General features: G+C 64.0%; 22 protein-coding genes. 10 read left to right on the top strand and 12 right to left on the bottom strand.

The window, feature by feature from the left end:
* Window positions 1-81: 81 nt before the first annotated feature.
* The 5 genes from A8950_RS17975 to A8950_RS17955 all read left to right on the top strand — a co-directional run bounded on the left by A8950_RS17975 (window position 82) and on the right by A8950_RS17955 (window position 8,379).
* Window positions 82-1,662 carry a trimethylamine methyltransferase family protein gene (locus tag A8950_RS17975; protein WP_133615059.1) on the top strand — a complete coding sequence of 527 codons (1,581 nt, stop codon included), beginning with the start codon at window positions 82-84 and terminating at the stop codon, window positions 1,660-1,662.
* Between the two features lie 138 nt (window positions 1,663-1,800).
* Window positions 1,801-4,227: a GcvT family protein gene (locus tag A8950_RS17970; RefSeq protein ID WP_133615058.1), complete on the top strand. Its 2,427-nt coding sequence runs from the start codon at window positions 1,801-1,803 to the stop codon at window positions 4,225-4,227.
* A gap of 113 nt (window positions 4,228-4,340) precedes the next feature.
* A complete protein-coding gene (locus tag A8950_RS17965; RefSeq protein ID WP_133615057.1) occupies window positions 4,341-6,785 on the top strand; it encodes a GcvT family protein in 2,445 nt (814 codons plus the stop codon).
* 101 nt (window positions 6,786-6,886) lie between these two features.
* Entirely contained in the window at window positions 6,887-7,408 is a 522-nt protein-coding gene (locus A8950_RS17960; protein ID WP_208109925.1) for a DUF1003 domain-containing protein, read from the top strand.
* A gap of 551 nt (window positions 7,409-7,959) precedes the next feature.
* A complete protein-coding gene (locus tag A8950_RS17955; protein WP_133615056.1) occupies window positions 7,960-8,379 on the top strand; it encodes a metallopeptidase family protein in 420 nt (139 codons plus the stop codon).
* 25 nt (window positions 8,380-8,404) lie between these two features.
* On the opposite strand, the gene A8950_RS17950 is transcribed toward A8950_RS17955, so the two are convergent.
* The gene (locus A8950_RS17950; RefSeq protein WP_166645262.1) at window positions 8,405-8,875 is read right to left on the bottom strand and encodes a DUF3237 domain-containing protein; all 471 of its coding nucleotides are present in this window, start codon (window positions 8,873-8,875) and stop codon (window positions 8,405-8,407) included.
* A 23-nt stretch (window positions 8,876-8,898) separates the two neighbouring features.
* Window positions 8,899-10,161: a serine hydrolase domain-containing protein gene (locus A8950_RS17945; protein ID WP_133615054.1), complete on the bottom strand. Its 1,263-nt coding sequence runs from the start codon at window positions 10,159-10,161 to the stop codon at window positions 8,899-8,901.
* 109 nt (window positions 10,162-10,270) lie between these two features.
* Between A8950_RS17945 and A8950_RS17940 the strand changes: the two genes are divergently transcribed.
* Window positions 10,271-10,906 (top strand): TetR/AcrR family transcriptional regulator, encoded by a 636-nt coding sequence (locus A8950_RS17940; RefSeq protein ID WP_133615053.1) that lies wholly within the window; start codon window positions 10,271-10,273, stop codon window positions 10,904-10,906.
* Window positions 10,903-12,153 (top strand): flavin-dependent oxidoreductase, encoded by a 1,251-nt coding sequence (locus A8950_RS17935; RefSeq protein ID WP_243735694.1) that lies wholly within the window; start codon window positions 10,903-10,905, stop codon window positions 12,151-12,153. Before A8950_RS17940 ends, A8950_RS17935 begins: the two co-directional genes overlap by 4 nt.
* 6 nt (window positions 12,154-12,159) lie before the next feature.
* Here the strand turns inward: A8950_RS17935 and A8950_RS17930 are convergent, their stop codons facing one another.
* Genes A8950_RS17930 through A8950_RS17920 form a run of 3 tightly spaced genes read right to left on the bottom strand, consistent with a single transcriptional unit; the run spans window position 12,160 to window position 14,594 of the window.
* The gene (locus A8950_RS17930) at window positions 12,160-12,642 is read right to left on the bottom strand and encodes a glutathione peroxidase (protein WP_133615052.1); all 483 of its coding nucleotides are present in this window, start codon (window positions 12,640-12,642) and stop codon (window positions 12,160-12,162) included.
* A gap of 3 nt (window positions 12,643-12,645) precedes the next feature.
* Entirely contained in the window at window positions 12,646-13,485 is an 840-nt protein-coding gene (fghA, locus tag A8950_RS17925; RefSeq protein ID WP_133615051.1) for an S-formylglutathione hydrolase, read from the bottom strand.
* Entirely contained in the window at window positions 13,485-14,594 is a 1,110-nt protein-coding gene (locus A8950_RS17920; RefSeq protein WP_133615050.1) for an S-(hydroxymethyl)glutathione dehydrogenase/class III alcohol dehydrogenase, read from the bottom strand. The genes fghA and A8950_RS17920 overlap by 1 nt, the downstream gene beginning before the upstream one ends.
* Window positions 14,595-14,746: 152 nt before the next feature.
* Here A8950_RS17920 and dmeF point away from each other — a divergent pair, with 152 nt between their 5' ends.
* Window positions 14,747-15,730 (top strand): CDF family Co(II)/Ni(II) efflux transporter DmeF, encoded by a 984-nt coding sequence (gene dmeF / locus A8950_RS17915; protein ID WP_133615049.1) that lies wholly within the window; start codon window positions 14,747-14,749, stop codon window positions 15,728-15,730.
* 12 nt (window positions 15,731-15,742) lie between these two features.
* Here the strand turns inward: dmeF and A8950_RS17910 are convergent, their stop codons facing one another.
* From A8950_RS17910 to A8950_RS17880, 7 genes are all read right to left on the bottom strand, one after another.
* Entirely contained in the window at window positions 15,743-16,243 is a 501-nt protein-coding gene (locus A8950_RS17910) for a GNAT family N-acetyltransferase (RefSeq protein WP_243735693.1), read from the bottom strand.
* Between the two features lie 82 nt (window positions 16,244-16,325).
* Entirely contained in the window at window positions 16,326-18,191 is a 1,866-nt protein-coding gene (gene htpG, locus A8950_RS17905; protein ID WP_133615048.1) for a molecular chaperone HtpG, read from the bottom strand.
* A gap of 97 nt (window positions 18,192-18,288) precedes the next feature.
* Window positions 18,289-20,682, bottom strand: a complete 2,394-nt coding sequence (gene pheT, locus A8950_RS17900) for a phenylalanine--tRNA ligase subunit beta (RefSeq protein WP_133615047.1) — start codon at window positions 20,680-20,682, stop codon at window positions 18,289-18,291.
* Complete coding sequence (gene pheS / locus A8950_RS17895) at window positions 20,679-21,770, bottom strand: phenylalanine--tRNA ligase subunit alpha (RefSeq protein ID WP_133615046.1); 1,092 nt, start codon at window positions 21,768-21,770, stop codon at window positions 20,679-20,681. Before pheS ends, pheT begins: the two co-directional genes overlap by 4 nt.
* Window positions 21,771-21,890: 120 nt before the next feature.
* Window positions 21,891-22,253: a 50S ribosomal protein L20 gene (rplT, locus tag A8950_RS17890; RefSeq protein ID WP_133615045.1), complete on the bottom strand. Its 363-nt coding sequence runs from the start codon at window positions 22,251-22,253 to the stop codon at window positions 21,891-21,893.
* Between the two features lie 33 nt (window positions 22,254-22,286).
* Window positions 22,287-22,490, bottom strand: a complete 204-nt coding sequence (gene rpmI, locus A8950_RS17885; protein ID WP_133615044.1) for a 50S ribosomal protein L35 — start codon at window positions 22,488-22,490, stop codon at window positions 22,287-22,289.
* Between the two features lie 148 nt (window positions 22,491-22,638).
* Window positions 22,639-23,529 (bottom strand): LysR family transcriptional regulator, encoded by an 891-nt coding sequence (locus A8950_RS17880; RefSeq protein ID WP_407644241.1) that lies wholly within the window; start codon window positions 23,527-23,529, stop codon window positions 22,639-22,641.
* 123 nt (window positions 23,530-23,652) lie between these two features.
* On the opposite strand from A8950_RS17880, the gene wrbA reads away from it, so the two are divergent.
* Window positions 23,653-24,300, top strand: a complete 648-nt coding sequence (gene wrbA, locus A8950_RS17875; RefSeq protein WP_133615042.1) for an NAD(P)H:quinone oxidoreductase — start codon at window positions 23,653-23,655, stop codon at window positions 24,298-24,300.
* Window positions 24,301-24,389: 89 nt separating this feature from the next.
* On the top strand, window positions 24,390-25,535 hold the full coding sequence (locus A8950_RS17870) for an MFS transporter (RefSeq protein WP_133615041.1): 1,146 nt from the start codon (window positions 24,390-24,392) through the stop codon (window positions 25,533-25,535).
* The last annotated feature ends 3 nt before the right edge of the window (window positions 25,536-25,538 follow it).

The following is a 25,538-nucleotide window of genomic DNA, read 5'->3' as shown; positions in this document are numbered from 1 at the left end:
CTGAAGAACGGTCGCTTGCCGGGATACCCGCCCCGGGCTGATTATCCGGCCATAAAACAAGCCCTTGCGAGGAATCTCCCGATGAGCAGCATTCCGATGGAAAGCAGCCAGAAAGACATGACGGTCCGCCGTGGCGGCCGCGAGGCCAGGCGAGCCATGCGCGCCGCCCCCTTGGCCGAGAATGAAAGGCCGGTGCGGCCCGGCCTCGAGGGCGGCCGCTACAAGCCGCTCTCGGATGCCGAGGTGCTGAAGATCCATAACGCCGCCCTCGATGTGCTCGAGCAGATCGGCATGGCCGATGCGATCCCCAGCGGCATCGAGGTGATGACCCGGGCTGGCGCCAAGCTTAACGACAACGGCCGCCTCACCTTCCCGCGCGCCCTCGTCGAGGACACGATCGCCAAGGCGGCACGGCACTTCCCGCTCTATGGCCAGGACCCGCGCCACGACATGGAGCCCTGGGGCAAGCGGGTCTATTTCGGCACCGCGGGCGCCGCCGTGCACATGGTCGATCCGGTCACTGGCGAGTACCGCGATTCCGAGACCAAGGATCTCTACGACATCGCCCGCGTGGTCGACACGCTCGACCATGTGCATTTCTTCCAGCGCTCGGTAGTGTGCCGCGATCTCGCCGATCCGTTCGAGATGGATTTCAACACCTGCTATGCCTCGGTGGCCGGCACCTCGAAACATGTGGGCGCCAGCTGGGTCGATCCCAAACATCTCGAGGCCAGCCTCGAGATGCTGCACATGATCGCGGGCTCCGAGAAGAAGTGGCGCGAGCGTCCCTTCGTCAGCCAGTCGAACTGCTTCGTGGTGCCGCCCCTGAAATTCGCCCAGGACGCCTGCCGCTGCCTCGAGGTCGCGGTGCGCGGCGGCATGCCGGTGCTGCTGCTGTCGGCCGGCCAGGCCGGCGCCACGGCACCGGCAGCACTCGCCGGCGCCATCGTGCAGGAGGTGGCCGAATGCCTGGCCGGCCTCGTCTATGTGAATGCCATCCAGCCGGGAGCGCCGGCGATCTTTGGCACCTGGTGCTTCGTCTCCGATCTCCGGACCGGCGCCATGTCCGGTGGCTCCTCGGAACAGGCCCTGCTCTCGGCCGCCTCGGCGCAGCTCGCGCAATATTATGATCTTACCGGTGGTACCGCGTCGGGCATGACGGATTCGAAGCTGCCGGATGCGCAGTCGGGCGCCGAGAAGGCCTATAACCATGCCCTGGTCGGCAATGCCGGCGCCAATCTGATCTATGAATCGGCCGGCATGCAGGCGAGCCTACTGGGTTTCTGCCTGGAGAGCCTCCTCATCGACAACGACATCATCGGCGCCACCCAGCGTACCATCAAGGGCATCGACACGTCGGATGAGAGCCTCTCGATCGAGACCATCCGCAAGACCTGCCTGGAAGGCCCCGGCCATTATCTCGGCTCCGAGCAGACGCTGCAGCGCATGCAGACCGAATACATCTATCCGGGTGTCGGCGACCGCATGAACCCGAAGGAATGGGTCGAGCAGGGCAGGCCGGATGCGATCGCCAAGGCGCAGAAGAAGCTGAAGCCGATCATGGCCAATCATTTCCCGGGCCATATCTCGCGCGAGGTGGACGACGCCATCCGCGCGAAATTCCCGGTGCGCCTCGATCGGGCACATATGGGCAAGGCATAGTTTGAAGACGGAAGGTCGTCATCCCCGGGCTTGACCCGGGGATCCAGTGCCGTGGATAGACTGGATGCCCGGATCAAGTCCGGGCATGACGCTGTTAGAGGCGATGATTTTAGAGACGATGATTTCCGGGGAAGCAAGATGACGCAGCATGCGCGGGTGGTGGTAATCGGTGGCGGCGTGGTGGGGACGAGTGCGCTCTACCACCTGGCGAAGCTCGGCTGGAAGGATTGCATCCTGATCGAGCGCGACGAATTGGCCTCGGGTTCAACCTGGCACGCCGCCGGCAACGTGCCGACATTCTCGGGGTCCTGGAACATCATGAAGATGCAGGCCTATTCGGCCAGGCTCTACAAGACGCTGGGCGAGGAAGTCGACTACCCGATGAACTATCACATCACCGGGTCGATCCGCCTTGCGCATTCGAAAGCGCGCATGGAGGAATTCGCCCATGCCTGCGCCATGGCGAAGGCGCAGGGGCTGGATTACGACATGCTCACGCCGGCCGAGATCAAGGCCAAATACCCGGTGATGGAGATGGACGGCATCGTCGGCGGGCTGTGGGACGCCCATGACGGCGATATCGACCCCTCGCAGCTGACTCAGGCGCTGGCCAAGGGTGCCAAGGACATGGGCGCCAAGGTATTGCGCTTCAATGGCGTCACCTCGATCAAGCAACTGCCGTCCGGCGAATGGAAGATCACCACCAAGGACGGCGCCGAATTCGTCGCCGAGAAGGTCATCAACGCTGCCGGCTATCGCGCCGGCGAGGTGGCGGCGATGGTGGGGCAATACCTTCCCATCATCGCCATGCAGCACCAGTATCTCATCACCGAGATGATCCCGGAACTGGCGGCGCGGGACGAGAAGCTGCCGCTGGTGCGCGATCCCGACGTCTCCTATTACCTGCGCCAGGAGCGCGACGGCCTCATCCTCGGCCCCTATGAGTGGAACTGCAAATCCGACTGGCATGACGGCATCCCCGAGGAATTCGCCTTCCAGCTCTGGCCGGACGATCTCGACCGCCTGGAAAGTTATATCGAGCAGGCGGTGGCGCGCGTGCCGGTGCTGGGGACGGTCGGCGTTCAGAAGGTCATCAACGGGCCGATTCCCTATTCGCCCGACGGCAACCCCTATATCGGGCCGCAGCACGGCCTGACCAATTTCTACAACGCCAATTGCTTCAGCTTCGGCATCTGCCAGGGCGGCGGCGCCGGCAAGACGATTGCCGAATACATCGTCCATGGCGAGCCGGAATGGGATCTCTGGGGCCTCGACCATCGCCGCTACACGGTCTTCGCCGACCAGAAATACACCATCGAGAAGGCGGAAGAGCTCTACCAGAACGAATATGCGATCGGCTTCCCGAACGAGGAGCGCCCGGCCGGCCGGCCGCGCCTCAAGACGCCGCTCTACGAAAAGTTGTTGGCCAAGGGCGCCGTCATGGGCGCCCGCGGTGGCTGGGAACGCGCCGCCTACTTTCCGCGTAATCCCGAAGAGGCCAAGACGAAGCTCTCCTTCCATCGCGCCGAACAGGCCTGGTTCGAGCCGGTCCGCGAGGAATGCCAGGCGGTCGCCGAGAGGGTCGGCATCATGGATCTGGGCGGTTTCTCGAAATTCATCGTCGAGGGCCCGGGGGCCGAGAAATGGCTCGACCATCTCATCTGCGGCGCGCTGCCGAAATCGAACCGGGTGACACTGGCTTATACCCTGACGCCGAAGGGCTCGATCCTCTCCGAGTTCACCATGACGCGATTGGCGCCCGACAAATTCTATCTGATGTCGGCGGGCTCGGGCCTGTGGCACGACATGGACTGGCTGACCCAGCATCTGCCCGCCGACGGTTCGGTGAAGCTCACCGAGGTGAGCCAATCGGCTTCGTCCCTGGTCCTGGTCGGCCCGCGCTCGCGCGATGTGCTGAAGAAGATCTCGGCAGCAGATTTCTCCAACAACGCCTTTCCCTGGCCCTCCTGCCAGCAGATCGAGGTGGCGGGCCGCAAGGTGACGGCGCTCCGCGTCAATTATGTCGGCGAGCTTGGCTGGGAATTGCATGTGCCGATGGAAGACCTGGTCCATGTCTATGACGCGGTCGTTGATGCCGGCCAGGAATTCGGCATCCGCGATTTCGGCATGTATGCGATGGAATGCCTGCGTCTTGAAAAGGGCTATCGCTCGTGGAAGCAGGACATCACCCATGAGTACACCCCCTTCGATGCCGGCCTCGAACGCTTCGTGAAACTGGGAAAGGGCGACTTCATCGGTCGCGATGCGCTCGTCAAGCGCCATGAGGCGGGCGAAAAGGAACGTTTCGTGCCCTTGATCGTCGAGGGCAACACGGCCGACGCGCCGACCTGCTCGATCGTCTTCAAGGATGGCGAGAAGGTGGGCATCGTCGGCTCCGGCGGCTGGGGTTTCCGCATCGGCAAATCGATCGCGCTTTCCTATGTGCGCCTCGATCTCGCCGCCGTCGGCACGAAGCTGGAGGTCGAGATCCTGGGGCAACGCTTCCCGGCCGTGGTGGCGGAGGAGCCGATCTTCGACCCGAAGAACGAGCGGTTGAAGGGCTAGGGTGGGGGGTGTCGCCGCAGTCTCTATACCACCCATCGAAACCGCCTATTTGCCGAGTCACCCGACCATCCGCATAATCCGCCGCCAACCCTAGAAGCGATAGAAGAACGCCCATGTCACTCCCGAAGGAAGCCCGTGTCGTCATCATCGGTGGCGGCATTCTTGGATGCTCGATCGCCTACCATCTCGGCAAGCTGGGCTGGGGCAAGGATACCGTGCTGCTGGAACGCAAGAAGTTGACCAGCGGCACCACCTGGCATGCGGCCGGTCTGGTGCGCGCCTCGCTCTACAGCGAGAGCCTGACCAAGCTCGCCAAGTACACCACCGATCTCTACACCACGCTGGAAAAGGAAACCGAGCAGGCGACCGGCTTCGTGCAGCCGGGCTCGCTCTCGGTCGCGACCTCGGAGGCGCGCTGGGAAGAGTTCCGCCGCGGCGCCGACATGCTGCAAAGCTTCGAGGTGGAATGCATCGAGCTCGACCGCGCCGGCGTGCAGGAGAAATGGCCGCTGCTCAATACCGATGATGTGATCGGCGGCATCTTTTACCCGAAGGACGGCAAGTGCAACCCCGCCGACACCACCATGGCTCTCGCCAAGGGTGCGCGGATGAAGGGTGCGAAAATCTTCGAGGACACCAAGGTCGAGGAAGTGCTGGTCGAAAACGGCCGCGCTGTCGGCGTACGCACACCCTCAGGGACGATCAAGGCCGAGTATGTAGTTTGCGCCGCCGGTATGTGGTCGCGCGAGATCGGCGAGAAGCTGGGCGTCAATATCCCGCTTCATGCCTGCGAGCATTTCTATATCGTGACCGAGCCGATGGAAGGCATGACCCCCGACCTTCCCGTCATGCGCGACATGGACCAATGCGCCTATTACAAGGAAGACGCGGGCAAGCTTTTGCTGGGCGCCTTCGAACCCAAGGCCAAGCCCTGGGGCATGAACGGTATTCGTGAGGATTTCTGCTTCGACGAACTGCCAGAGGATTTTGATCATTTCGCGCCGATCCTCGAAGGTGCCATGCACCGCGTGCCGTCCTTGCAGAAGGTCGGCATCCGCAAGTTCTTCAACGGACCGGAAAGCTTCACCGCCGACCAGCGCTATATCCTGGGACCGGCGCCGGAACTGAAGAATTTCTTCGTGGCGGCCGGCTTCAATTCGATCGGCATCCAGTCGGGTGGTGGTGCCGGCATGGCGCTGGCACACTGGATCGTCGATGGCGAGCCGCCCTATGACCTCTGGGAGGTCGACATCCGGCGCCTGCAGCCGCATATGAGCCGCAAGAGCTTCCTGGTGCCCCGCGTCTCCGAGGCGCTCGGCCTGCTCTATGCGATGCACTGGCCGTACCGCCAGTTCGAGAGCTCGCGCAATGTGCGCCAGACCGCCTTCTACGAGGATTGGAAGGCGATGGGCGCCTGCTTCGGCGAGGTGGCCGGCTGGGAACGCCCGAACTGGTACGCGCCCAAGGGGGTGAAACCGGAATACGAATACTCCTATGGCCGCCAGAACTGGTTCCCCTATGCCGCTGCCGACGTGAAGGCGACGCGCGAGGGTGTCGCCCTCTACGACCTCTCGACCTTCGCCAAATTTCTGGTGGTGGGCAAGCATGCCGAGACGCTGCTGCAGCGCCTCTCGACCGCCGACATCGCGCAACCGGGCCGCGCCGTCTACACGCAATGGCTCAATGAGAAGGGTGGCATCGAGGCAGATCTCACCGTCTTCCGCATTACCGACACCAAGTTCATGGTGGTGACGGCGGCGGCCACCGCGATCCGCGACTGGCATTACATGAAGGACCACATCCAGCCGGGCGAGGAGGTGGAACTGGTCGACATGACCACCTCTTACGCGACGCTGGGCGTCATGGGGCCGAAAAGCCGCGCGCTGCTCAGCCGCATCACCGATGCCGATCTCACCAATGCCGGCTTCCCCTTCGGCACCACGAAGCATATCGAGCTGGGTGACGCCAGGGTGCGCGCGACCCGCATCTCCTATGTGGGCGAACTGGGTTGGGAGCTCTATATCCCGGCGGAGTTCGCCCGCAATGTGCTGCGCAAGGTGCTGGAGGCCGGCGCCGATCTCGGCGTGCGCCCGGCCGGCATGCATGCCATGGATGCCTGCCGCATCGAGAAGGCCTTCCGCCATTGGGGCCACGATATCGGCATCAAGGACACGATCCTGGAAGCGGGCTTGGGCTTCACCTGCGCCTTCGACAAGAAAGTGCCCTTCATCGGCCGTGACGCGGTGCTCAGCCAGAAAGAAGAAGGCAGGCTTGGCCGCCGCATGGTGCAGTTCAAGCTGACGGACCCCGAGAAGCTGCTCTATCACAACGAGCCGATCTATCGGAACGGCCAGCTGGTCGGCCTGGTGACCTCGGCCAATTACGGCCACCATCTGGGTGGCGCCATCGGCATGGGCTATGTCCACAACAAGGCGGGCGTCGACGCCGCCTTCATCGCCGAGGGCAAGTTCGAGATCGGCGTCGCCCTGGAACGCTGCCAGGCGCAAGCCAGCCTCGCCCCGATGTACGATCCCAAATCGGCGCGGATGCGGGCCTGATTTCGACGCCTGTCTGGCGCCGTTCCAAACGCCCTCTCCCGCAGACCGGGGGTGGGCGTTAGAATTTGGGAGAAGTATGGGCCAGGTGGCGGAGGTTCACTGTGGAGCGGAACAAGGCGGCGGGCAATATCGAGGCGCTGCTCGAGGAGATCACGGCGCTTTCCCGGGAAGACCAGCAGCTGCTGAGGGATCTGCGCAAGGCCCGCGCCGACCGTGCCCCGGCAGATACTGGACCGGAAACTTTCGGCGAGCGCACGGCCGACCGGATTGCCGCCATCGTCGGCTCCTGGCGCTTCATCATCATCCAGTCGACCTTGCTGGTCGCCTGGCTGGTCCTGAACCTGACAGCCTGGATCCAGGCCTGGGATCCCTATCCCTTCATCCTCCTCAATCTGATGCTCTCCTTTCAGGCGGCCTATACCGCGCCGATCATCCTGATGAGCCAGAACCGGCAGGCGGCGATCGATCGCGAGAACCAGCGCGGCGACTATGAGGTCAACCTGAAGGCCGAGCTGGAAATCGAGTTGCTGCACCAGAAGATCGACCTCCTGCGGGCCCGCGAGATCGAGCGCCTGACCCGGATCATCGAAGAGCTGCGGCAGGACCTGCCGTCACGCCGTTAGCCGTGGCAACCAGCCGCTTCGGTTAACACCCGCAAGCGTTCCCCTCGCTGGAATCGACCGGAGTTCACATCCTTGGGTGCGAATGGCCGTCGTTTTCCTGCCTCAATCCGGCCCAACAAGCGCCCGGTTAACCGGTCATAAAGCGGCCCGGCGCAAAATGGACCCAACGGTGACGCTGGTCACTGCGCCGGAACGAAGGCGGGACTAGATAAAGCCCAAGTCGTTTCACCGCACACCAGAACCAAATGCCGGTTTCCGGCTCTGGTCGACGAGGTAACTGGATCATGCTTGATACACTGATGACCCTTGGCGCGCGCCTCACACTGGTCTCCTTCTTCGTGCTCTTGCTGGCACTCTCCGGCGTCGGCGCCTGATCGAACGGCTTAATCAGGCCGAACTGGCCTGACCAGGTCGGCCTGTTCGGGCCCTGCGCCGGCCGGCTTCCCTTTCCCATACGTCTGGACGCCTCCGCTTGCGCCTAGACGCTTGCGCCTGAGCGGTCGGTCCGGTCTAATCCCGGGCCGCTTCGACCACTCAGCCAGGAGCGCGCCATGTCAGCGCCGCCAGCCGATTCCCTCCGCCATTTCGGCCCACCCCCCAGCCTTGGCGAGATCGAGGAAATGGGCCGCCGCGCCTATGACGCGCTGCCGCCCGCCTTCATCGCCCGCTGCGGCCCGGTTGCCATCCGCGCCGAGGAATTCGCCGATCCCGAGACTCTCGAGGAAATGGGCATCGAAGACCCCTTTGAACTGGCCGGTCTCTATCGCGGCGTACCGCTGACCGAGCGCGGCCATGACGACCCCGTCGGCATTGACATGGTCTTTCTCTATCGCCGCCCCATCCTGGACTGGTGGGCCGAGGAGGAGATGGAATTCGAAGACCTGATCCGCCATCTGATCGTGCACGAGATCGGCCACCATTTCGGCTTCTCGGACGAGGAGATGGAAGCGATCGAGACGGCGGCGGACTGATTTCGGGGCGAACTGCTTCCGGGGCCTAGAGCAGGCGATAGACGCTGATCACCACGCGGCGAAATGCCGGATAATCGACCCTGCCGGTAAAGACATGGGCATTGAGCCAGGCGAAGGGCCCTTCAGGCGCCGTGAAGACCGGCGTGCAGCGGCAATAGAGCTCTTCCGGCCTTGGCTCCTCGCCGGCGGCGAGGCGCGCCCGGCCACGGGCATCGGGGACCCAGAGGCCGCGATTGTGGATCTCGACGATGCTGCCGTTGCTGCCGGCGAGGCGATAGCGGGCGTCGAGCACGCCGATACCGTCATCGCGCATCAGGAATTGGTCGGCCCCGCCCGCCAGCACCGTTCCCTCAAGTGCGTATCCTGCCGGGTCGAGGGCTGAGAAATGGCCGCCGCTGATGGGGTAGTCGATCCGCTGGCCGCCTTCGCCGCGGCCGAGATCCTGCTCCGGACCCAGTTCGACGTCGATCACCATCGCCGCTGCCAGACCGGGCATGACCGCAATTCCGGGCAGCTGCATCAAAGGCCGCGTCCGAGGGCGCGCAGCAGGCGGACCGTGTCGGCACCGGCGAGGGATTCCGCCGCCGGCAGCGAGGACTGCTTCACCACGACGACGCGGTTCCGGCTGTTCACATAGATGTACTGGCCGTGGATGCCGCAGGCCATGAATTCCGGCGCGCCATCGTTCCAGATGTACCACTGGCTGCGATAGGAAGCGCCGGGTGCCCATTCCGCGAATTCCGGCACCGCGGCGAAATAGGCAGGGTCACTGCCGCGGCCGATGGCGCGGATCACGGCAGCGGGCAGGATTTTCCGCCCGCCCAGACTGCCCTCGCCGAGGACCAGCTGGCCGATGCGTGCCATGTCGCGCAAACTGCCGCTGAAACCGCCGCCCACCACGGCACGACCCCAGGGATCGGCCAGGAAGGCGCCGTCCTGCTCCATGCCGAGGGGCCGCCAGAGCAATGTCTCCACCCAGTTCTCGGCACTGCGGCCGCTGGCCCGCTCAAGCACCCAGCCCAGCACCTCGGTGACGGCGGTGACGTAATGGAAGAGCGGGCCGTGCGCCCCCTTCTTCTGCAGCGAGGGCAGGTATTCGTAGAGCGAGGCGTAGCGGGCAAGTCCAGCGGGGGCCGGCAGGAAGCCGGACGCATAGCCGTAATGCGACGAGCCGGAATCGGGATCGTCATATTGCTCCACATAGTCGATGCCGACCGCCATATCGAGGAGGTGCCGGATGCTGGCATCGCCGAAGGCGCTGTCGGCAAGTTCCGGGACATGGCGCCCGGTGAGTTCGTCCTCGCGCAGGATGCCCTGGTGCAGCAGATACTCGCCGACCAGGCCGACCAGCGATTTGGTGCAGGAAAACATGATGTGGCGGTCTTGCGCTTGCTGGCCGTTGAAATAGCTTTCCAGCAGCACATGATCATCCTTCATCACCAGGAAGGCATCGGTATAGCTGGCGGCGAGATGCTCGTTCAGGGTGACCTTGCGGCCGGCGACGCTGTCGAAGCTGAAACCGGCGAGATCGCGCGGCGCTGCCACCAGGGGCGAAGTCGGGGCGTCGCCGCGCCACACCCGCAGGCTGGGGCGCAAGGCGGATAGATTGCGGAAGGCCCAGCGGTTGTAGGGGGGTGAGATCCAGTTCTCCCAGGTGACGCGCTGTGCCAGCGGCGCCGGGAAGCCCTGCATCAGGCCGAGATCCGCCGCAGTCGGCGGCGGGCTCGCCAGCAATTCGGCGTAATGGGCGGCGGTGTCGGCGGGCGGGAAATACTGGCTCATGGTTTCGGTGACCCGGCTGAGTTGGCGTGGAGAGCCCAGCGTCGCCTCCTGAAAAAATTAAGTCAATAAAATATTTAATTAAGTAATAGTTTCGTGTTAGGCTGAACTTATGAGCGGATTGCGGCAACGACAAAAGGAAGAGCGGCGCCGGGCCATCGCGTCGGCGGCCACCGACCTCTTCAGGGAACGGGGTTACGGCGGCACGACCCTTGAGGAAATTGCCGCCCGGGCCGGCGTCTCGATACCGACGATCTTCAAGTATTTCGCCGGCAAGCAGGCGATCCTTCTGGAGATGCTGGCTGCGGCCGACCGCCAGGCAATCATGGGCGCATGCCTTGCCCTGCCGGAATTCGCCGATCCCGTCGACGCGCTCTGCGATCTCGAAGCCCGGCTGATGGCGGAATCCTTCAAGGTCATGCCGCCAGCGCTTTGGCGCGAATTGCTGCCGCTGGTGCTGTCCGGCGGGGATGGCGAGTTGCCGTCGGCCTATTGCCGCATGAATGACGCGTTGAAGGCCGAGATCGCGGCCCTGCTGCGCGATTTGCAGCGCCGCGGCAAGCTCGGCGCGGATATCGATGTCGAGGGCATCGCCTTCCTGTTCAACGACTATTCGCATCTGCAGATGCTGCGCCTGGTGCAACAGGATGAACCCGACATGGCTGGACATGCGAAGGAAGTCCGGCGCATCACCGAGATCGTCTTTCGCGGCATGGCGCCGCAAAGTGGCGGGAGCGGCCGGTTGTGACCACCCCGCCACATGTGCTGATCGTGGGTGGCGGCATTGGCGGCCTTGTCACCGCGTTGATGTTGCAGGGGCGCGGCATCGCGGTCAGCGTATTTGAGGCCAGCCGCGAGATCCGTCCCTTGGGCGTCGGTATCAATCTGCTGCCGCATGCGGTGGCGGAACTTGCAGCCCTCGGCCTGCTGGATGCCCTTGGCGCCGAGGCGATCGAGACGGCGGAACTCGCCTATTTCAACAAATGGGGCCAGGAGATCTGGCGCGAGCCGCGCGGCCGCGCCGCCGGCTATGACGTGCCGCAATTCTCGATCCATCGCGGCGCCCTGCAGATGATCCTCTACGACGCCGCGCGCGCGGCGCTGGGTGACGAACATCTGCGCACCGGCATGGCATTGACCGGATTTTCGCAGAACGACCAGGGTGTCGTGGCGGTATTCGCGGACCGCAATGCGGGCGATGGCGAACTGCGCGTCCACGGCGACGCGCTGATCGGCGCCGATGGCATCCATTCGACGGTCCGGCGGTTTTTCTTTCCCGACGAAGGCCCGCCGCAATTTTCCGGCCGCATGCTGTGGCGGGCGGTGTCGCGCACCGTGCCTTTCCTTGGCGGCCGTACCATGATCATGGCCGGCCACCAGAGCCAGAAATTCGTCTGTTATCCGATCTCGCGCGCGGCCCTCGACGCCGGCCAGTCGCTCACCAACTGGATCGCCGAACTGGCGGTGCCGGGGACGACGCCGCCGCGTTCCGACTGGAACCGGGTCGTACCACCATCTGTCTTTGCGGCCCCATTTCAGAACTGGCGGTTTTCCTGGCTCGATATCCCCGCCATCATCGCCGGGGCCGAGGCGGTCTATGAATTTCCCATGGTTGACCGCGATCCGCTGCCGCGCTGGAGCCATGGCCGCGTGACGCTGCTGGGCGACGCTGCCCACCCCATGTATCCGATCGGCTCCAACGGCGCTTCGCAGGCCATCCTCGACGCCCGCCATCTGGCCGATTGCCTGGCGGCGGGTAGTCCCATTTCGGCGGCTCTTGCCGCCTACGAAGCTGTCCGCCTGCCGGCAACCGCCGGGATCGTGCGGCTCAATCGACAGAACGGCCCCGAGCAGGTGATGCAACTGGCCGAAGAGCGGGCGCCTAACGGTTTTGCCGCGATAGACGATGTGATCCCGCGTGACGAGATGGAAGAGATCGCGCGCCGCTACAAGCTCGCGGCCGGTTTCGCCGTCGATCAGGTGCGGCGCGGCTGAGATCCTTCAGCCGAGCAGGGCCGCAATCCGGCGGCGCAATTTCTCCGGCCGGGTGAAGGGGGCAAAGCGCGCGATGCATCGTCCGTCGCCGTCGATCAGGAATTTGGTGAAGTTCCACTTGATCCGGCGTGTGCCGAACACGCCCGGCCTTTCCGTCGTCAGCCAGTTGAACAGCGGATGCGCCCGAGGTCCGTTCACCTCGATCTTGGCAAAGAGCGGAAAGGTGATGTCGTAGTTCTTTTGGCAGAAGGCGGCGATTTCCTGCGCCTCGCCGGGTTCCTGCGCACCAAACTGATTGCAGGGGAAGGCGAGGACCGAAAAGCCCTGGCGGCCGAATTGCCGTTGCAGGGATTCCAGCCCGGCATATTGCGGGGTGAAGCCACATCTGCTGGCGGTGTTGACGATAAGCAGCGCCTGACCGGCGAATCTGGCGAGAGGCACTTCCTGCCCCTCGCCATCGCGCACCGTGAAGTTGCTGATCGTTGCCATGGCCTATTTCAGCAAGGCCGCGTGATGGCGGAGGTGATCCTCGATGAAGCTCTGGATGAAATAATAGCCGTGGTCATAGCCGGCATGGCGGCGCAGCGTCAGCTGCTGGCCGGAAATCTGCGCTGCCGCTTCGAGGGCATGCGGATGTAGTTCCCGTTCCAGGAACTGGTCGGCCTCGCCCTGATCGACCAGGATCGGGTTGGGATGGGCCTGCGCCTTCATCAATTCGCTGGCGTCATAGGCAGCCCAGGACGCCTTGTCCGCCCCCAGATAGCCGGTGAAGGCCTTCTGTCCCCAGGGGCAATTAACCGGGTTTGAAATTGGTGCAAAGGCGGAGACCGACCTGAACAAACCCGGGCTCTTCAGGGCGCAAATGAGGGCGCCGTGACCGCCCATGGAATGGCCGAAGATGCCGCGCTGCCCGGTATCGACCGGAAAATTCTCGGCGACCAGCGCCGGCAATTCCTTTGTCACATACGAATACATGCGCCAATGCGCCTGCCATGGTGCCTCGGTCGCATCTACATAAAAGCCGGCGCCGATACCGAAATCCCAGTTCTCCGCCTGGCCCGGAAAATCGGTGCCGCGCGGCGAAGTATCGGGGGCGATGAGAATGAGGCCAAGCTCGGCCGCCAAACGCTGGGCACCGGCCTTGATGAGGAAGGTCTCCTCCGTGCAGGTGAGGCCGGCAAGATAGGTAAGGGCCGGCACCTTGCCCTTCTCCGCCGCCGGCGGCAGGTAGATGCCGAGCTTCATCGGCAGGCCGATCTCGGCGCTGTCGTGTTGCAGGAAGACCTGCCAGCCGCCGAAGCAGCGATGGCGCGAAAGTTCCTGCAGCGCCATCAGTAGACCACCACGCCGCGGATCGAGGAACCGGACTTCATCAGATCGAAGCCCTTGTTGATGTCCTGCAACGGCATCGTATGCGTGATGAGGTCGTCGATATTGATCTTGCCGTCCATGTACCAGTCGACAATCTTCGGCACGTCGGTGCGACCGCGCGCACCGCCGAAGGCGGTCCCCTTCCAGACGCGGCCCGTCACCAGCTGGAACGGCCGGGTCGAGATTTCCTGCCCGGCGCCGGCGACGCCGATGATGACCGAGACGCCCCAGCCCTTGTGGCAGCATTCCAGCGCCTGGCGCATCACCGTCGTATTGCCGATGCATTCGAAGCTGTAATCGGCGCCGCCCTTGGTGAGGTTGACGAGGTAGGGGACGAGGTCGCCCTCGACCTCCTTCGGATTGACGAAATGAGTCATGCCGAATTTCTCGGCGATCGCCTTCCTGCCCGGATTGATGTCGACACCGATGATCATGTCGGCTCCGGCCAGGCGCGCACCCTGGATCACGTTGAGGCCGATGCCGCCCAGGCCGAAGACGACCACATTAGCGCCGGGCTCGACCCGGGCGGTGTTGATGACGGCACCGATGCCGGTGGTAACGCCACAGCCGATATAGCAGATCTTGTCGAAGGGTGCGTCCTCGCGCACCTTGGCCAGTGCGATCTCCGGCACCACGGTGAAATTGGCGAAGGTCGAGGTGCCCATATAGTGATGCACCTTCTTGCCGCCCATCGAGAAACGGCTGGAGCCATCCGGCATCAGGCCCTGGCCCTGGGTGACGCGGATCGCCTGGCAGAGATTGGTCTTCTGGCTGAGGCAATATTCGCACTGGCGGCATTCCGGCGTGTAGAGCGGAATGACATGGTCGCCTTTCTTGAGGCTGGTCACGTTGGGGCCGACATCGACCACCACGCCGGCACCCTCGTGGCCGAGGATGGCCGGGAACAGCCCCTCGGGATCGGCGCCGGAAAGGGTGAAATAGTCGGTATGGCAGATACCCGTCGCTTTCACCTCGACCAGGACTTCGCCCGCTTTCGGCCCCTCGAGTTGCACGGTGTCGATGACGAGGGGCTTGCCGGCCTCGACGGCGATGGCGGCGCGAACATCCATGGGAAATCCTCCGGAAATGACGAGTCATGAAACGGCGCCGATATTGCGGGAAAGGGTGGCCCGCTTCAATGCCCTAAGGCAGGTGTGGATGCTGGAAAGGGCAGCCGGGTCTGTAATTTTGTAACGTCCGGGCCCCATGCTAACTTGCCGCCATGAGCGAGATCAGCGCCGGACGGCACAAGAATCACGATTTTCGCGGTCGCCACCATGCGCGCAATGCCGGGCGGGTGAAGATCGTACTGGCCTTCTCGGCCGTCATGATGGTGGGCGAGATCGTGGCCGGCCATGTCTTCGGCTCGATGGCGCTGCTGGCCGATGGCTGGCACATGGCGACGCATCTGGCCGCCCTCGGCATCTCGCTCATCGCCTATGTCCTGGCCGAGCGCCAGGCCGATAACGACCATTTCTCCTTCGGCACGGGAAAATTCGGCGATCTCGGCGCCTATACCTCGGCCGTGGTGCTGGCCATGGTCGCCCTCGGTATCGCCTGGGAATCGATCGATCGGTTCTTCAATCCGCAAGTCATCGCCTATCGCGAAGCCATGGCCGTCGCCGTGCTGGGCCTTGTCGTCAATGCGGTGGCGGCGGTGCTGTTGATGGAGCATCACGGGCACGAGCATGGCCATCACCACGGTCACGGCCATGATCATGGCCACACGCACGACCCTGACCATAGGCATGACCATGCCCATGACCATGGGCACCATCACCAGGACCTCAATCTGAAATCGGCCTATGTGCACATGCTGGCAGATGCCGCCACCTCGGTCATGGCAATTGCGGCCATCGGCCTTGCCTGGGCCTTCGGCTGGATCGGGCTCGATCCCGTGATCGGCATCGTTGGCGCCCTTGTCATCCTGCGCTGGGCCTATCTGCTCATGCGTTCGTCCGGGGCGACACTCCTTGATGCGCAGCCCAGCGCCGAACTCACCAATGCAATTCGGGATGAAGTCGAGGCTCTGGGCGATCGCGTTACCGATCTCCATGTCTGGCGCGTGGGGCCGGGGCATCTCGCCGGTATCGTCAGCATCGTGACGGCGAAGGAGCGCAATGTCGAATTCTACCGCGCGGTCTTGACCGGCGTTGCCAAGCTCTCGCACCTTACCATCGAGGTCGAGGTGGCGAAGGAGGCGTGATGCCTCAATCTGTCACAGGGACAGCTTGAAGCCCTCGTGACTCGCCCGAAAGCCGAGCGCCTCGTAGAACTTGAAGGATTCGGTGCGGGTCTTGTCCATGGTCAGTTGTACCAGTTCGCAGCCGCGCTGGCGGCATTCGGCGATTGCCCAGTCGAACATCTGCCGACCAAGGCCCTCGCCGCGCCGGGTGCGGGTGATGCGCACCGCCTCGATCTGGCCGCGCCACATGCCGAGGCGCGAAACCGAGGGGATGAAGGTGATCTGCAGCGAACCGATGATGCGTCCCCCATCCTCCACCACGGCGAGATACTGGTTGGGGTCGCGGTCGACCGCCTCGAAGCCGGCGATATAGCGCGGGTTCAGGGGCCGCGAGCCGTCCTCGCGGGCAGCGCCCAAGGGGTCATCCAGCAGCAGGTCGACGATCGCCTCGAGATCGGCCCGCGTCGCGCGGCGGAAGGTGAGGCCGGTCATGCTTTCCCCATTGTCATCCTCCGGCTTGGCCGGGGGATCCAAGAATTTCTTCCCTCAATTGCCTGCAAACTCGTGGATGGCCCGGCCAAGTCGGGCCATGACAAGAATGCCAGCAGCTTGCTGATCAAACGACCTTGGCCAGCGCCGCGTTGAGGCGCTTCACGAAGGCGGCGGGGTCGGCTGGCAATTCGCCATCCTGGATGCGCGCCTCGTCGAGCAGCAGCCAGGCGGTCTCGGCCAGTTCCGGCCAGTCGCCGTCCTTCGTTGCCTGCTTCGCCATGGCGGCTACCAGGGGATGGCTGCCATTCACCTCAAGGACGCGCGGCAGGCTTGCTTCGAGGCGCTTGTGCTGGCGCAGCAGGCGCTCCAGATGCATGTCCATGTCGCCGGAATCGGCCACCAGGCAGCACGCACTGTCGGTCAGGCGCTCGGAGACGCGGACGTCCTTCACCGCATCCTTGTAGGTCACCTTGAGGAAGGAGATGAGCGCGTCGAGATTTTCGGCGACCGGCTTCTTCGAGTCATCCGTCTTCTGCTCCGACTTCACCTCGGAGAGGTCGGCCCCGGCGCGCGTCACCGAGCGGAACTCCGCTTCGCCGAATTTCTCGACCGCCGGAATCCAGAACTCGTCGATCGGGTCGGTCAGCAGCAGGACCTCGATGCCCTTGGCCTTGAAGCCCTCGATCTGGGCGGAGCGGGCCAGCGCATCCAGCTGGTCGCCGGCGATGTAATAGATCGCCTTCTGCCCTTCCTTCATCCGGGCGGCGTAATCGGCGAGGCTGACCCAGCCATCCGAGCCGGTCGAGCGGAAGCGGGCCAATTTCAGGATCTCGTCGCGGCTGGCGGGATCCTCGTAGAGGCCCTCCTTGAGCACGGCGCCGAAATGGCCCCAGAAGCTCTCGTAGGACGTCTTGTCCTCGTCATTGGCGCGTTTGCCGAGTTCGGAGAGCACGCGTTTCACCAGGGCGGCGCGGATCTTGGCGAGAAGCGGGCTCGCCTGCAGCATTTCACGGCTGATATTGAGCTGCAGATCCTCGGAATCGACCAGGCCCCGCACGAAGCGCAGCCAGCCGGGCAGGATCTCGTCCGACTGGTCGGTGATGAAGACGCGCTTGGCGTAGAGCTTCAGCGACTGCTTGCGGTCCGGGTTGAACAGATCCATCGGCCGCTGGCTGGGGATGAAGAGCAGCGCCGTGTAATCGATCTTGCCTTCCGCCTTGTAATGGATGGTGGCCCAGGGTTCGTCCCAGGCATGGGCGATATGGCGATAGAAATCGCGGTACTGTTCTTCCGTGATTTCCGATTTCGACTTGGTCCAGAGGGCGGCCTTCTGGTTGACGTGCTTTTCTTCAGCTCCGTCCTTCAAATGGATGGGGAGCGCCACATGCTCGGAGTGCTTGGCAATGATGTGCTCGAGGCGCGCCGCCTCCAGCCATTCCTCCTCGCCTTTCTTCAGGTGCAGCGTGATCTCGGTGCCGCGCTGGGGTTTCTCTGCGGTCTCGATGGTGAACTCGCCGGTCCCGTCGGAAATCCAGCGCCAGCCCTGGGTTTCGCCGGCCTTGCGCGAGAGGACCGTGACCTTGTCCGCCACCATGAAGGCGGAATAGAAGCCGACGCCGAACTGGCCGATCAGCGACACCTTGGCCTCGGCCGATTTGGCACTCTCCAGCTCCTCGACGAATTTGGCCGAGCCCGAGCGGGCGATGGTGCCGAGATGGCTGATGAGGTCGTCCTTGTTCATGCCGATGCCGTTATCGGCAATGGTAAGGGTCTTCCCCCCCTTGTCGACACTCAGGGTGACCGCCAGCTCCCCGCCGCCTTCCAGCAATTCCGGCTGGGTCAATGCCAGATAGCGCAGCTTGTCGCAGGCATCGGAGGCATTGGAAATCAGCTCGCGCAGGAAGACCGATTTGTCGCTGTAGAGCGAATGCGCGACGATCTGCAGGAGGCGCGACACCTCGGCCTGAAAGCCGTGACGTTCCAAGGACATGGGATCTTCTCCAGACTGGTGGAGGGGTCGAATTCGGCCCTCATATGCGTCGGCGCAGCGCGGGAATCAAGGGGGCGCAAGCGAAGGTTCTTGCCGCCTACTTCCGCAACTCCCCGCCGGTCGCCTTGTTGACGGCCGAGACGATCTTCGCACCGATGGCTTCGATCTCGGCATCGGTCAGCGTCTTTTCGCGCGGCTGCAGGGTAACCGAGAGGGCGAGCGACTTCTTGCCTTCGGGCATTGAACCGCCCTGGAAGAGATCGAACAGCTTCACCTCGGTGACGAGGGCCTTGTCGGCACCTTTCGCGGCCTTGACCAGTTTCTCCGCCGGGACGTTCGCATCGACGATGAAGGCAAAGTCGCGCTCCAACGGCTGCAGGGACGCGGCGTTGAGCAGCGGCCGCGCGGTACCCCTGGCGCGGGGTGCCGGCAGGCGTTCCAGGAAAACCTCGAAACCAATTGCCGGCCCCTTGACGTCGAGCGCCTCAGTCACCTTCGGGTGGATGGCGCCGAACTGGGCCAAAATGGTGGGGCCGAGGCGCAGGGTGGCCGACTGGCCCGGATGGTAATAGCCGGGGGCCGACGCCTCGATCTGCAGGTTGTCGATCGGCACGCCGAAGGCCGCCAGCACCGCCACCGCATCGGCCTTGGCATCATAGGCATCGAGCGGGCGGCTCTTCACCTGCCAGTGGCGCGGCGTGGCACCTGTGCGCAATCCCGTGGCGGCGAGAACCTGGTCCTTCGGCGTCTGCCCCAGATAGGTCGGACCGACCTCGAACAGCGCCACATCGGCATAACCCCGGGCCGCATTGCGCGCCGCCGCCATCAGCAGATTGCCGAGGATCGAGGGGCGCATGACGTCGAGATCCGCGCTGATCGGGTTGGCCAGCGGCACCAGGGCATGTGTACCGGCGAACATCGCCGCCACATCGCTCGGCATGAAGCTGAAGGTGACGGTCTCGTTGAGGCCTCGCACGGCGAGCAGGCGCTTGGTCTGCTGCACGCGCTTCTGCGTGAGGCTGACGGCAACCGGCGGCATGGTGCCTGCGCGCGGCATGGAGAGGGCCGGGATATGGTCGAAACCATGAACCCGCATTACTTCCTCGACCACATCGGCCTCGCCTTCCACATCCGCGCGGAAGCTCGGTACCGTCACCGACCAGGAATCGAAATCCCGCTCATCGACCTTGAAGCCGAGATCGGTCAGGATCTGCTTCTGCCGTCCGGTCGCCACCTCGACGCCGCCCAGGGAGCGCACCCGCGACGGGCGGAAGGCGATCTCGCGCAAGGCGGTCGGTAATGTGCCGGCGCTGGTGATCTCCGATGCCTCGCCGCCGCAGATTTCCAGGATCAACCGCGTCGCCACGTCGACGCCCCAGATTTCCGATTGCGGGTCGAGGCCGCGCTCGTTGCGATAGCGGGCGTCGGAAATGATGCCGAGCTTGCGCCCGGTCTTGGCGATGCTCACAGGGTCGAACAGGGCCGCTTCCAGAAAAACATTGGTGGTCGTCTCGGTGCAGCCGGAGATTTCGCCGCCCATGACGCCGCCGATGGCTTCGGGCCCGTTCTCGTCGGCGATGACGATCATGCCGGGCTCGAGGCTGTAGGTCTTGCCGTCAAGGGCGAGGATACTTTCCCCGGCCTTCGCGGCGCGCATGGTGACATTGCCCTTCACCTTGTCGGCATCGAACACATGGAGCGGCCGGCAGAGATCGAAGGTGACGAAATTGGTAATGTCGACCAGCGCCGAAATGGGACGGAGGCCGATCGAGGTCAGGCGGTCCTGCAGCCATTGCGGCGAGGGGCCGTTCTTGACACCCCTGAAATAGCGGCCGGCGACATAGGGAACGCCCGTCCTGGCGCTCTCGTCGATCTGCCACTGGATCGGGCTCTTGAAGGTGCCGGGGTGGTGCTTCTCGTCGAGCGGCTTCAGTTTGCCGAGGCCGGCCGAGGCGAGGTCGCGGGCGATGCCGAAGACACCGAGGCAATCGGCGCGGTCGGGCGTGATCTTGATCTCGATGACGGGGTCACCCAGGCCGCGATACTCCGTGAAGCGCTGGCCAACCGGCGCGTCCTCGGGCAGTTCGATGATGCCGTCATGATCCTGGCCGAGGCCCAGTTCCCGGGCCGAGCAGAGCATGCCATTGGATTCCTCGCCGCGGATCTTGCCGGCCTTGAGGTCGAGGCCGGTGCCCGGCACATGGGTACCCACGGGGGCGAAGACGCCCTTCATCCCGGTCCGTGCATTGGGCGCGCCGCAGACCACCTGGACGATGCCGCTGCCGGTATCGACCTTGCAGACGCGCAGGCGGTCCGCGTTCGGGTGCTGCTTGGCCTCGATCACGTAACCCACCAGGAAGGGCTTCAGGCTTTCGCCCTTGTCCTCGATGCCTTCGACCTCGAGGCCGAGGTCGGTGAGCTTCTTGCTGATGGTGGCGAGATCCGCATCGGTCTCGAGATGCGTCTTCAGCCAGGAGAGCGTGAATTTCATCGGGTCAATCCTCCCACCGCGGTGGGGATGTCGAGGGGCACGAAGCCGTAATGGCGCAGCCAGCGCAGATCGGATTCGTAGAAGGTGCGAAGGTCGGGAATGCCATATTTCAGCATGGCGATGCGCTCGATCCCCATGCCGAAGGCAAAGCCCTGGTACTTGCTGGGATCGATGCCGCAATTCTTCAGCACGTTGGGATGCACCATGCCAGAGCCGAGGATCTCAAGCCAATCCTTGCCTTTACCCAGCTTCAACTCGCCGCCCGAGCGGTCGCAGCCGATATCGACCTCGGCCGAGGGCTCGGTGAAGGGGAAATAGGAGGGCCGGAAACGCACCGGCAGGTCGTCGATACCGAAAAAGGCGCGCACGAAATCCTGCAGGCAGCCTTTCAGATGGCTCATATTCGTCTCGGTGTCGATGACAAGGCCCTCGACCTGATGGAACATCGGCGAATGGGTCATGTCGGAATCGACCCGGTAGGTGCGGCCCGGGCAGATGACGCGGATCGGCAGGTCGCCCTTCAGCATGGTGCGGATCTGTACCGGCGAGGTATGCGTGCGCAGCACCATCTGGCTGCCATCCTCTTTCGGCGGCAGATAGAAGGTGTCCTGCATCTGCCGCGCCGGATGGTCGGCCGGGATGTTGAGGGCGGTGAAGTTGTGGAAGTCGTCCTCGATATCCGGTCCTTCCGCGACCGAGAAGCCCATCTCGCCGAAGATGGCGATGATCTCGTCGATGGTCTGGCTGATCGGGTGGATGCGGCCTTCATATTCGGGCCGCGCCGGCAGGGTGAGGTCCAGCGTCTCTCGGGCGAGCCTGGCATCGAGGGCGGCATCGGCCAGGCCGGCCTTCTTCGCCTCGATGGCGCCGGTGACCGCGTCCTTCACCACATTGATGCGGGCGCCGAATTCCTTGCGCGCCTCCGGCGCCATGGCCCCCAGCGTCTTCATCAGGCCGGAAATCTCGCCCTTTTTCCCCAGCGCCTCGACGCGCACCTGTTCCAGCGCGTCGATGCTGGCGGCGGCGCCGACGGCGTCCAGCCATTTCTGCTGAAGGTTCCCGAGGTCCTGCGGCGCATCGTTCGGCATGAATAGCCCCATGAATGAAAAAGGAGGCGCGGGGGTGACCCGGCCTCCGTGATCTTGCCCCTTGGATCGGGGCGCCGGGACCGCCGCGGCGGTCCCGGCAACTCGGATATCAAGCCTGGATCAAGCCTTCTTCAGCGCGTCCTGCGCCTGCTTCACCAGGGCCGCAAAAGCCGCCGGCTCATGAATGGCGAGATCGGAGAGGACCTTGCGGTCAACCTCGATGCCGGCCTTCTTCACGCCGTTGATGAACTGGGAATAGGTCAGGCCGTGCTCGCGCACGCCGGCATTGATGCGCTGGATCCACAGACCGCGGAAGTCGCGCTTCTTGGCGCGGCGGTCGCGATAGGCGTATTGCAGGCCCTTTTCGACCTTCTCGATGGCAATACGGTAATTGGTCGAAGCGCGGCCGACATAGCCCTTGGCCATGTCGACGATCTTCTTGTGGCGGGCGTGGGAGGTAACGCCGCGTTTGGTACGAGCCATGGTTCAAATCCTTCCTGAGCGTGGCGTCGGTTCTTAAAGCCCGTTGGGCAGGAAGAACTTGATGACTTTCTTGGCGTCGGCGTCGGCCATGACTTCGTTGCGGCGCGACTGCCGCTTCATGTCCGTGGGACGCTTCGACATACCGTGACGCTTGTTGGCCGGCTTGAATTTGACCTTACCCGTGGCCGTGAGCGAGAAGCGCTTCTTGGCGCCGCTCTTCGTCTTCATCTTGGGCATTTTTCTATCCTATTGATAAGATTAAGCATTCGGCTGCGGTTGGGCATGCCCTCTGGTTCGCCATGGCCGCATTCCATGCCGTGCGCGGCGGGTTATAGCGGGGGAAACCAGGGAAAACAAGCCGATTTCCGGTCTTTCCAGGCGCACATCAAGGCGAGCGGGGCCCCGACAATTGCATGAGAGATTGGGCGAAAGCGCGGGCGGCCGGACCAAGGGGCGCGTCGATCCGATGGGCCAGATAGGATTCCGAGACCAGCAGGCCGCTGCGGCCAAGCGCGTGGCTGGCAAGGCGGACAAGCTGCTTCTCTGCCAAATGGCGCTCGACTTCCCACAGCGGCAGGCGGCCCCAGCCGAGCCCGGCCCGGATCAGGGCCAGTTTGGTTTCCTGGGTGTTGACCCGGCAGGTCTGGGGCGAGATGACCCCGAAATCGCGTCCCTCCGACAGCGGTGTCGGATCCGTGAGCACGATCTGGAGATGATCGGCCAGGTCGGAGATCGCAAGCGTCCTGCCCTCTGCCTGGCGAGCCAGCGGGTGGCCGGCTGCCACCACCGTGACGACCGGCACGGCAGAAAGCGCCCGCAGTTCCAGGCGCGGGTCGCGGAAATCCTCGCCGACAGTGACCGCCAGCTGGCAGCGCTGTTCGAGCAGACCCGCGACGGGCCCGCCCAGAGGCTCGATGCTCAGGCGTATGGCGACAGAGGGGTATTCGGCGCGCATTTCAGTCAATGCCGCCCCCACCTGCTCCAGCGGGAACAGCGTGTCGATCACCAGGGAGAGCTCCGGCTCGACGCCCTCGCCGAGCCCACGCGCCCGCGCCCGCATGGCGTCGACCCGCAACAGGATATCGCGCGCATTGGCGAGCAGGGCGCGCCCTTCGGGGGTCAGAACCGGGCGATGCCCGCTGCGGTCGAACAGGGCGATGCCCAGCTCCGCCTCGAGATTGGCGATGGCGTGGCTGACCGCGGATTGCACGCGCGCCACCTTGCCGGCGCCGGCGCGGAAGCTTCCGCTATTCGCCACCGCCACGAAAACCCGCATCTGATCGAGCGTCAGGCCATCAAGCATAATCTATTAAATAGATCAAATTCATGAAAATGATATCACTTTCATCGATCATTTATACGCACCACCTTTCTCCCGACACACAGACAGGAGGTGGGAATGACCAAGGTCCTCGTACTTTACTACTCGAGCTATGGCCATATCGAAACGATGGCCGGGGCGGTGGCCGACGGTGTGGCCACGGCCGGCGCGATGCCGGTGGTCAAACGAGTTCCTGAAACCGTGCCGCCCGAGATCGCCGGCAAATCCGGCTACAAGATCGATCAGGCGGCGCCAGTCGCCAGCGTTGCCGAATTGCCGGAATACGATGCGATCATCGTCGGCACGCCGACCCGATTCGGGAACATGGCCGGACAGATGAAGAATTTCTTCGACCAGACCGGCGGTCTGTGGATGCGGGATGCATTGGTGGGCCGCATCGGCAGTGTCTTCACCTCGACCGGCAGTCAGCATGGCGGCCAGGAATCAACCATCATCGCGACACAGATCGTGCTGATGCATCTCGGCATGGTGGTCGTCGGTCTGCCCTATAGTTTCAAGGGGCAGCTGCGCATGGACGAGATCACGGGCGGTTCGCCCTATGGTGCTGCCACCCTTGCCGATGACGGTGCCGGCGGCGACCGTCAGCCCAGTGCCAATGAGCTGGCCGGCGCGCGCTACCAGGGTCGGCATGTCGCCGAGCTGGCCACCTTGTTGGCGAAGCGCCCAAAATCGATGCCCGGCATGGCGCTCGCGGGTGACCAGTGAAACCCGGACATGAGAATCCCGGACATGTGAATCCTGGACATGTGAATCCTGGACCGGCTGTTCCCAGCTCGCCCTGGGGTCCGGTCCTCATGGTGACCGGCGCTGGTGTCGTCGCAGCCGTTCATGTCGGGAAAGGCGCCATCTTCGGGCCGCAGCTGCAAACCACCTTCGCCGTTGATCTGGCGGCGCTCGCCTGGGTAACGGCCATCTTCGCGGTGATCGGCGTCTTCGGTGGGATTCCGGCCGGCGCCCTGGTGGCACCTGTCGGTGACCGGCGCGTATTGCTGTCCGGCCTCGGGGTCCTCGCCATCGGTGCGGCGCTTGGCGCCGTGGCGCAGAGTTTTTCGATGATCCTGATGTCGCGCATCATTGAAGGCGCCGGCTTCCTGCTGGTTATCGTCGCCGGCCCGGCCATTCTTGGCAGGCTGGTCTCCGGCGCGCGGCGCGACATCGTCCTCGCGCTGTGGAGTTGCTTCATGCCGACCGGCATGGCGTTGGCGCTCGTGATCGGGCCGATGATCGTCGATTGGCGCCTGGCTTGGTGGGCCAGTGGCGGCATCAGTGCGCTGTTTTTCTTAGGCGTGATCCTGTCTGTCGCAGGACAGAGCGCAGGGGCGACAGGGGTTGCGTGGCGTACCGTGGCCGGCGATGCCTGGGCGACCCTGAGCAACCGGGGTGCCCTTCTGCTGGCGGCGATCTTCGCGCTCTACAGCCTGATGTTCTTCGCTTTGTTCAGCTTCCTGCCGGTCCTGCTGATGGATCGGCTGGACGTGTCGCTCGCCACCGCGGGCGCATTAGGGGCGGCCGTCACCGGCATCAATGTTGCCGGCAATCTTACCGCCGGCATCATGCTTGGTCGCGGCATCAGCCGGGTGGTGCTGCTTGCCGGCACCAGCCTTGCGATGGGAATCGCAGCACTCGGCATTTTCCTGCCGGTCCTGCCGGACATGACGGCTTTCCTGCTCTGTCTGGTGTTCTCGGCGCTGGGCGGGTTGCTGCCGGCGACCGTGCTGGCGACGTCGCCTGTGGTGGTCACAACGGCCCGGCAGATGCCCATCGCCATCGGGCTGATCATGCAGGGCAGCAATCTCGGCCAGGTCGTCGGGCCGGTCGCGATCGGCGGCGTCTTCATGGCCTTCGGCTGGTCGGCGGGTGCCGCCGTCGTCGGTGTCGCTGCGATTTGCGCGGTTGGGTTGACGATGCTGCTGTCGCGCGCATTGCCGGCCGGTCGCTAGCCG

The organism is Dongia mobilis, assembly GCF_004363235.1.
GTDB lineage: Bacteria > Pseudomonadota > Alphaproteobacteria > Dongiales > Dongiaceae > Dongia > Dongia mobilis.
This window is presented reverse-complemented; position numbering and strand designations above follow the sequence as displayed.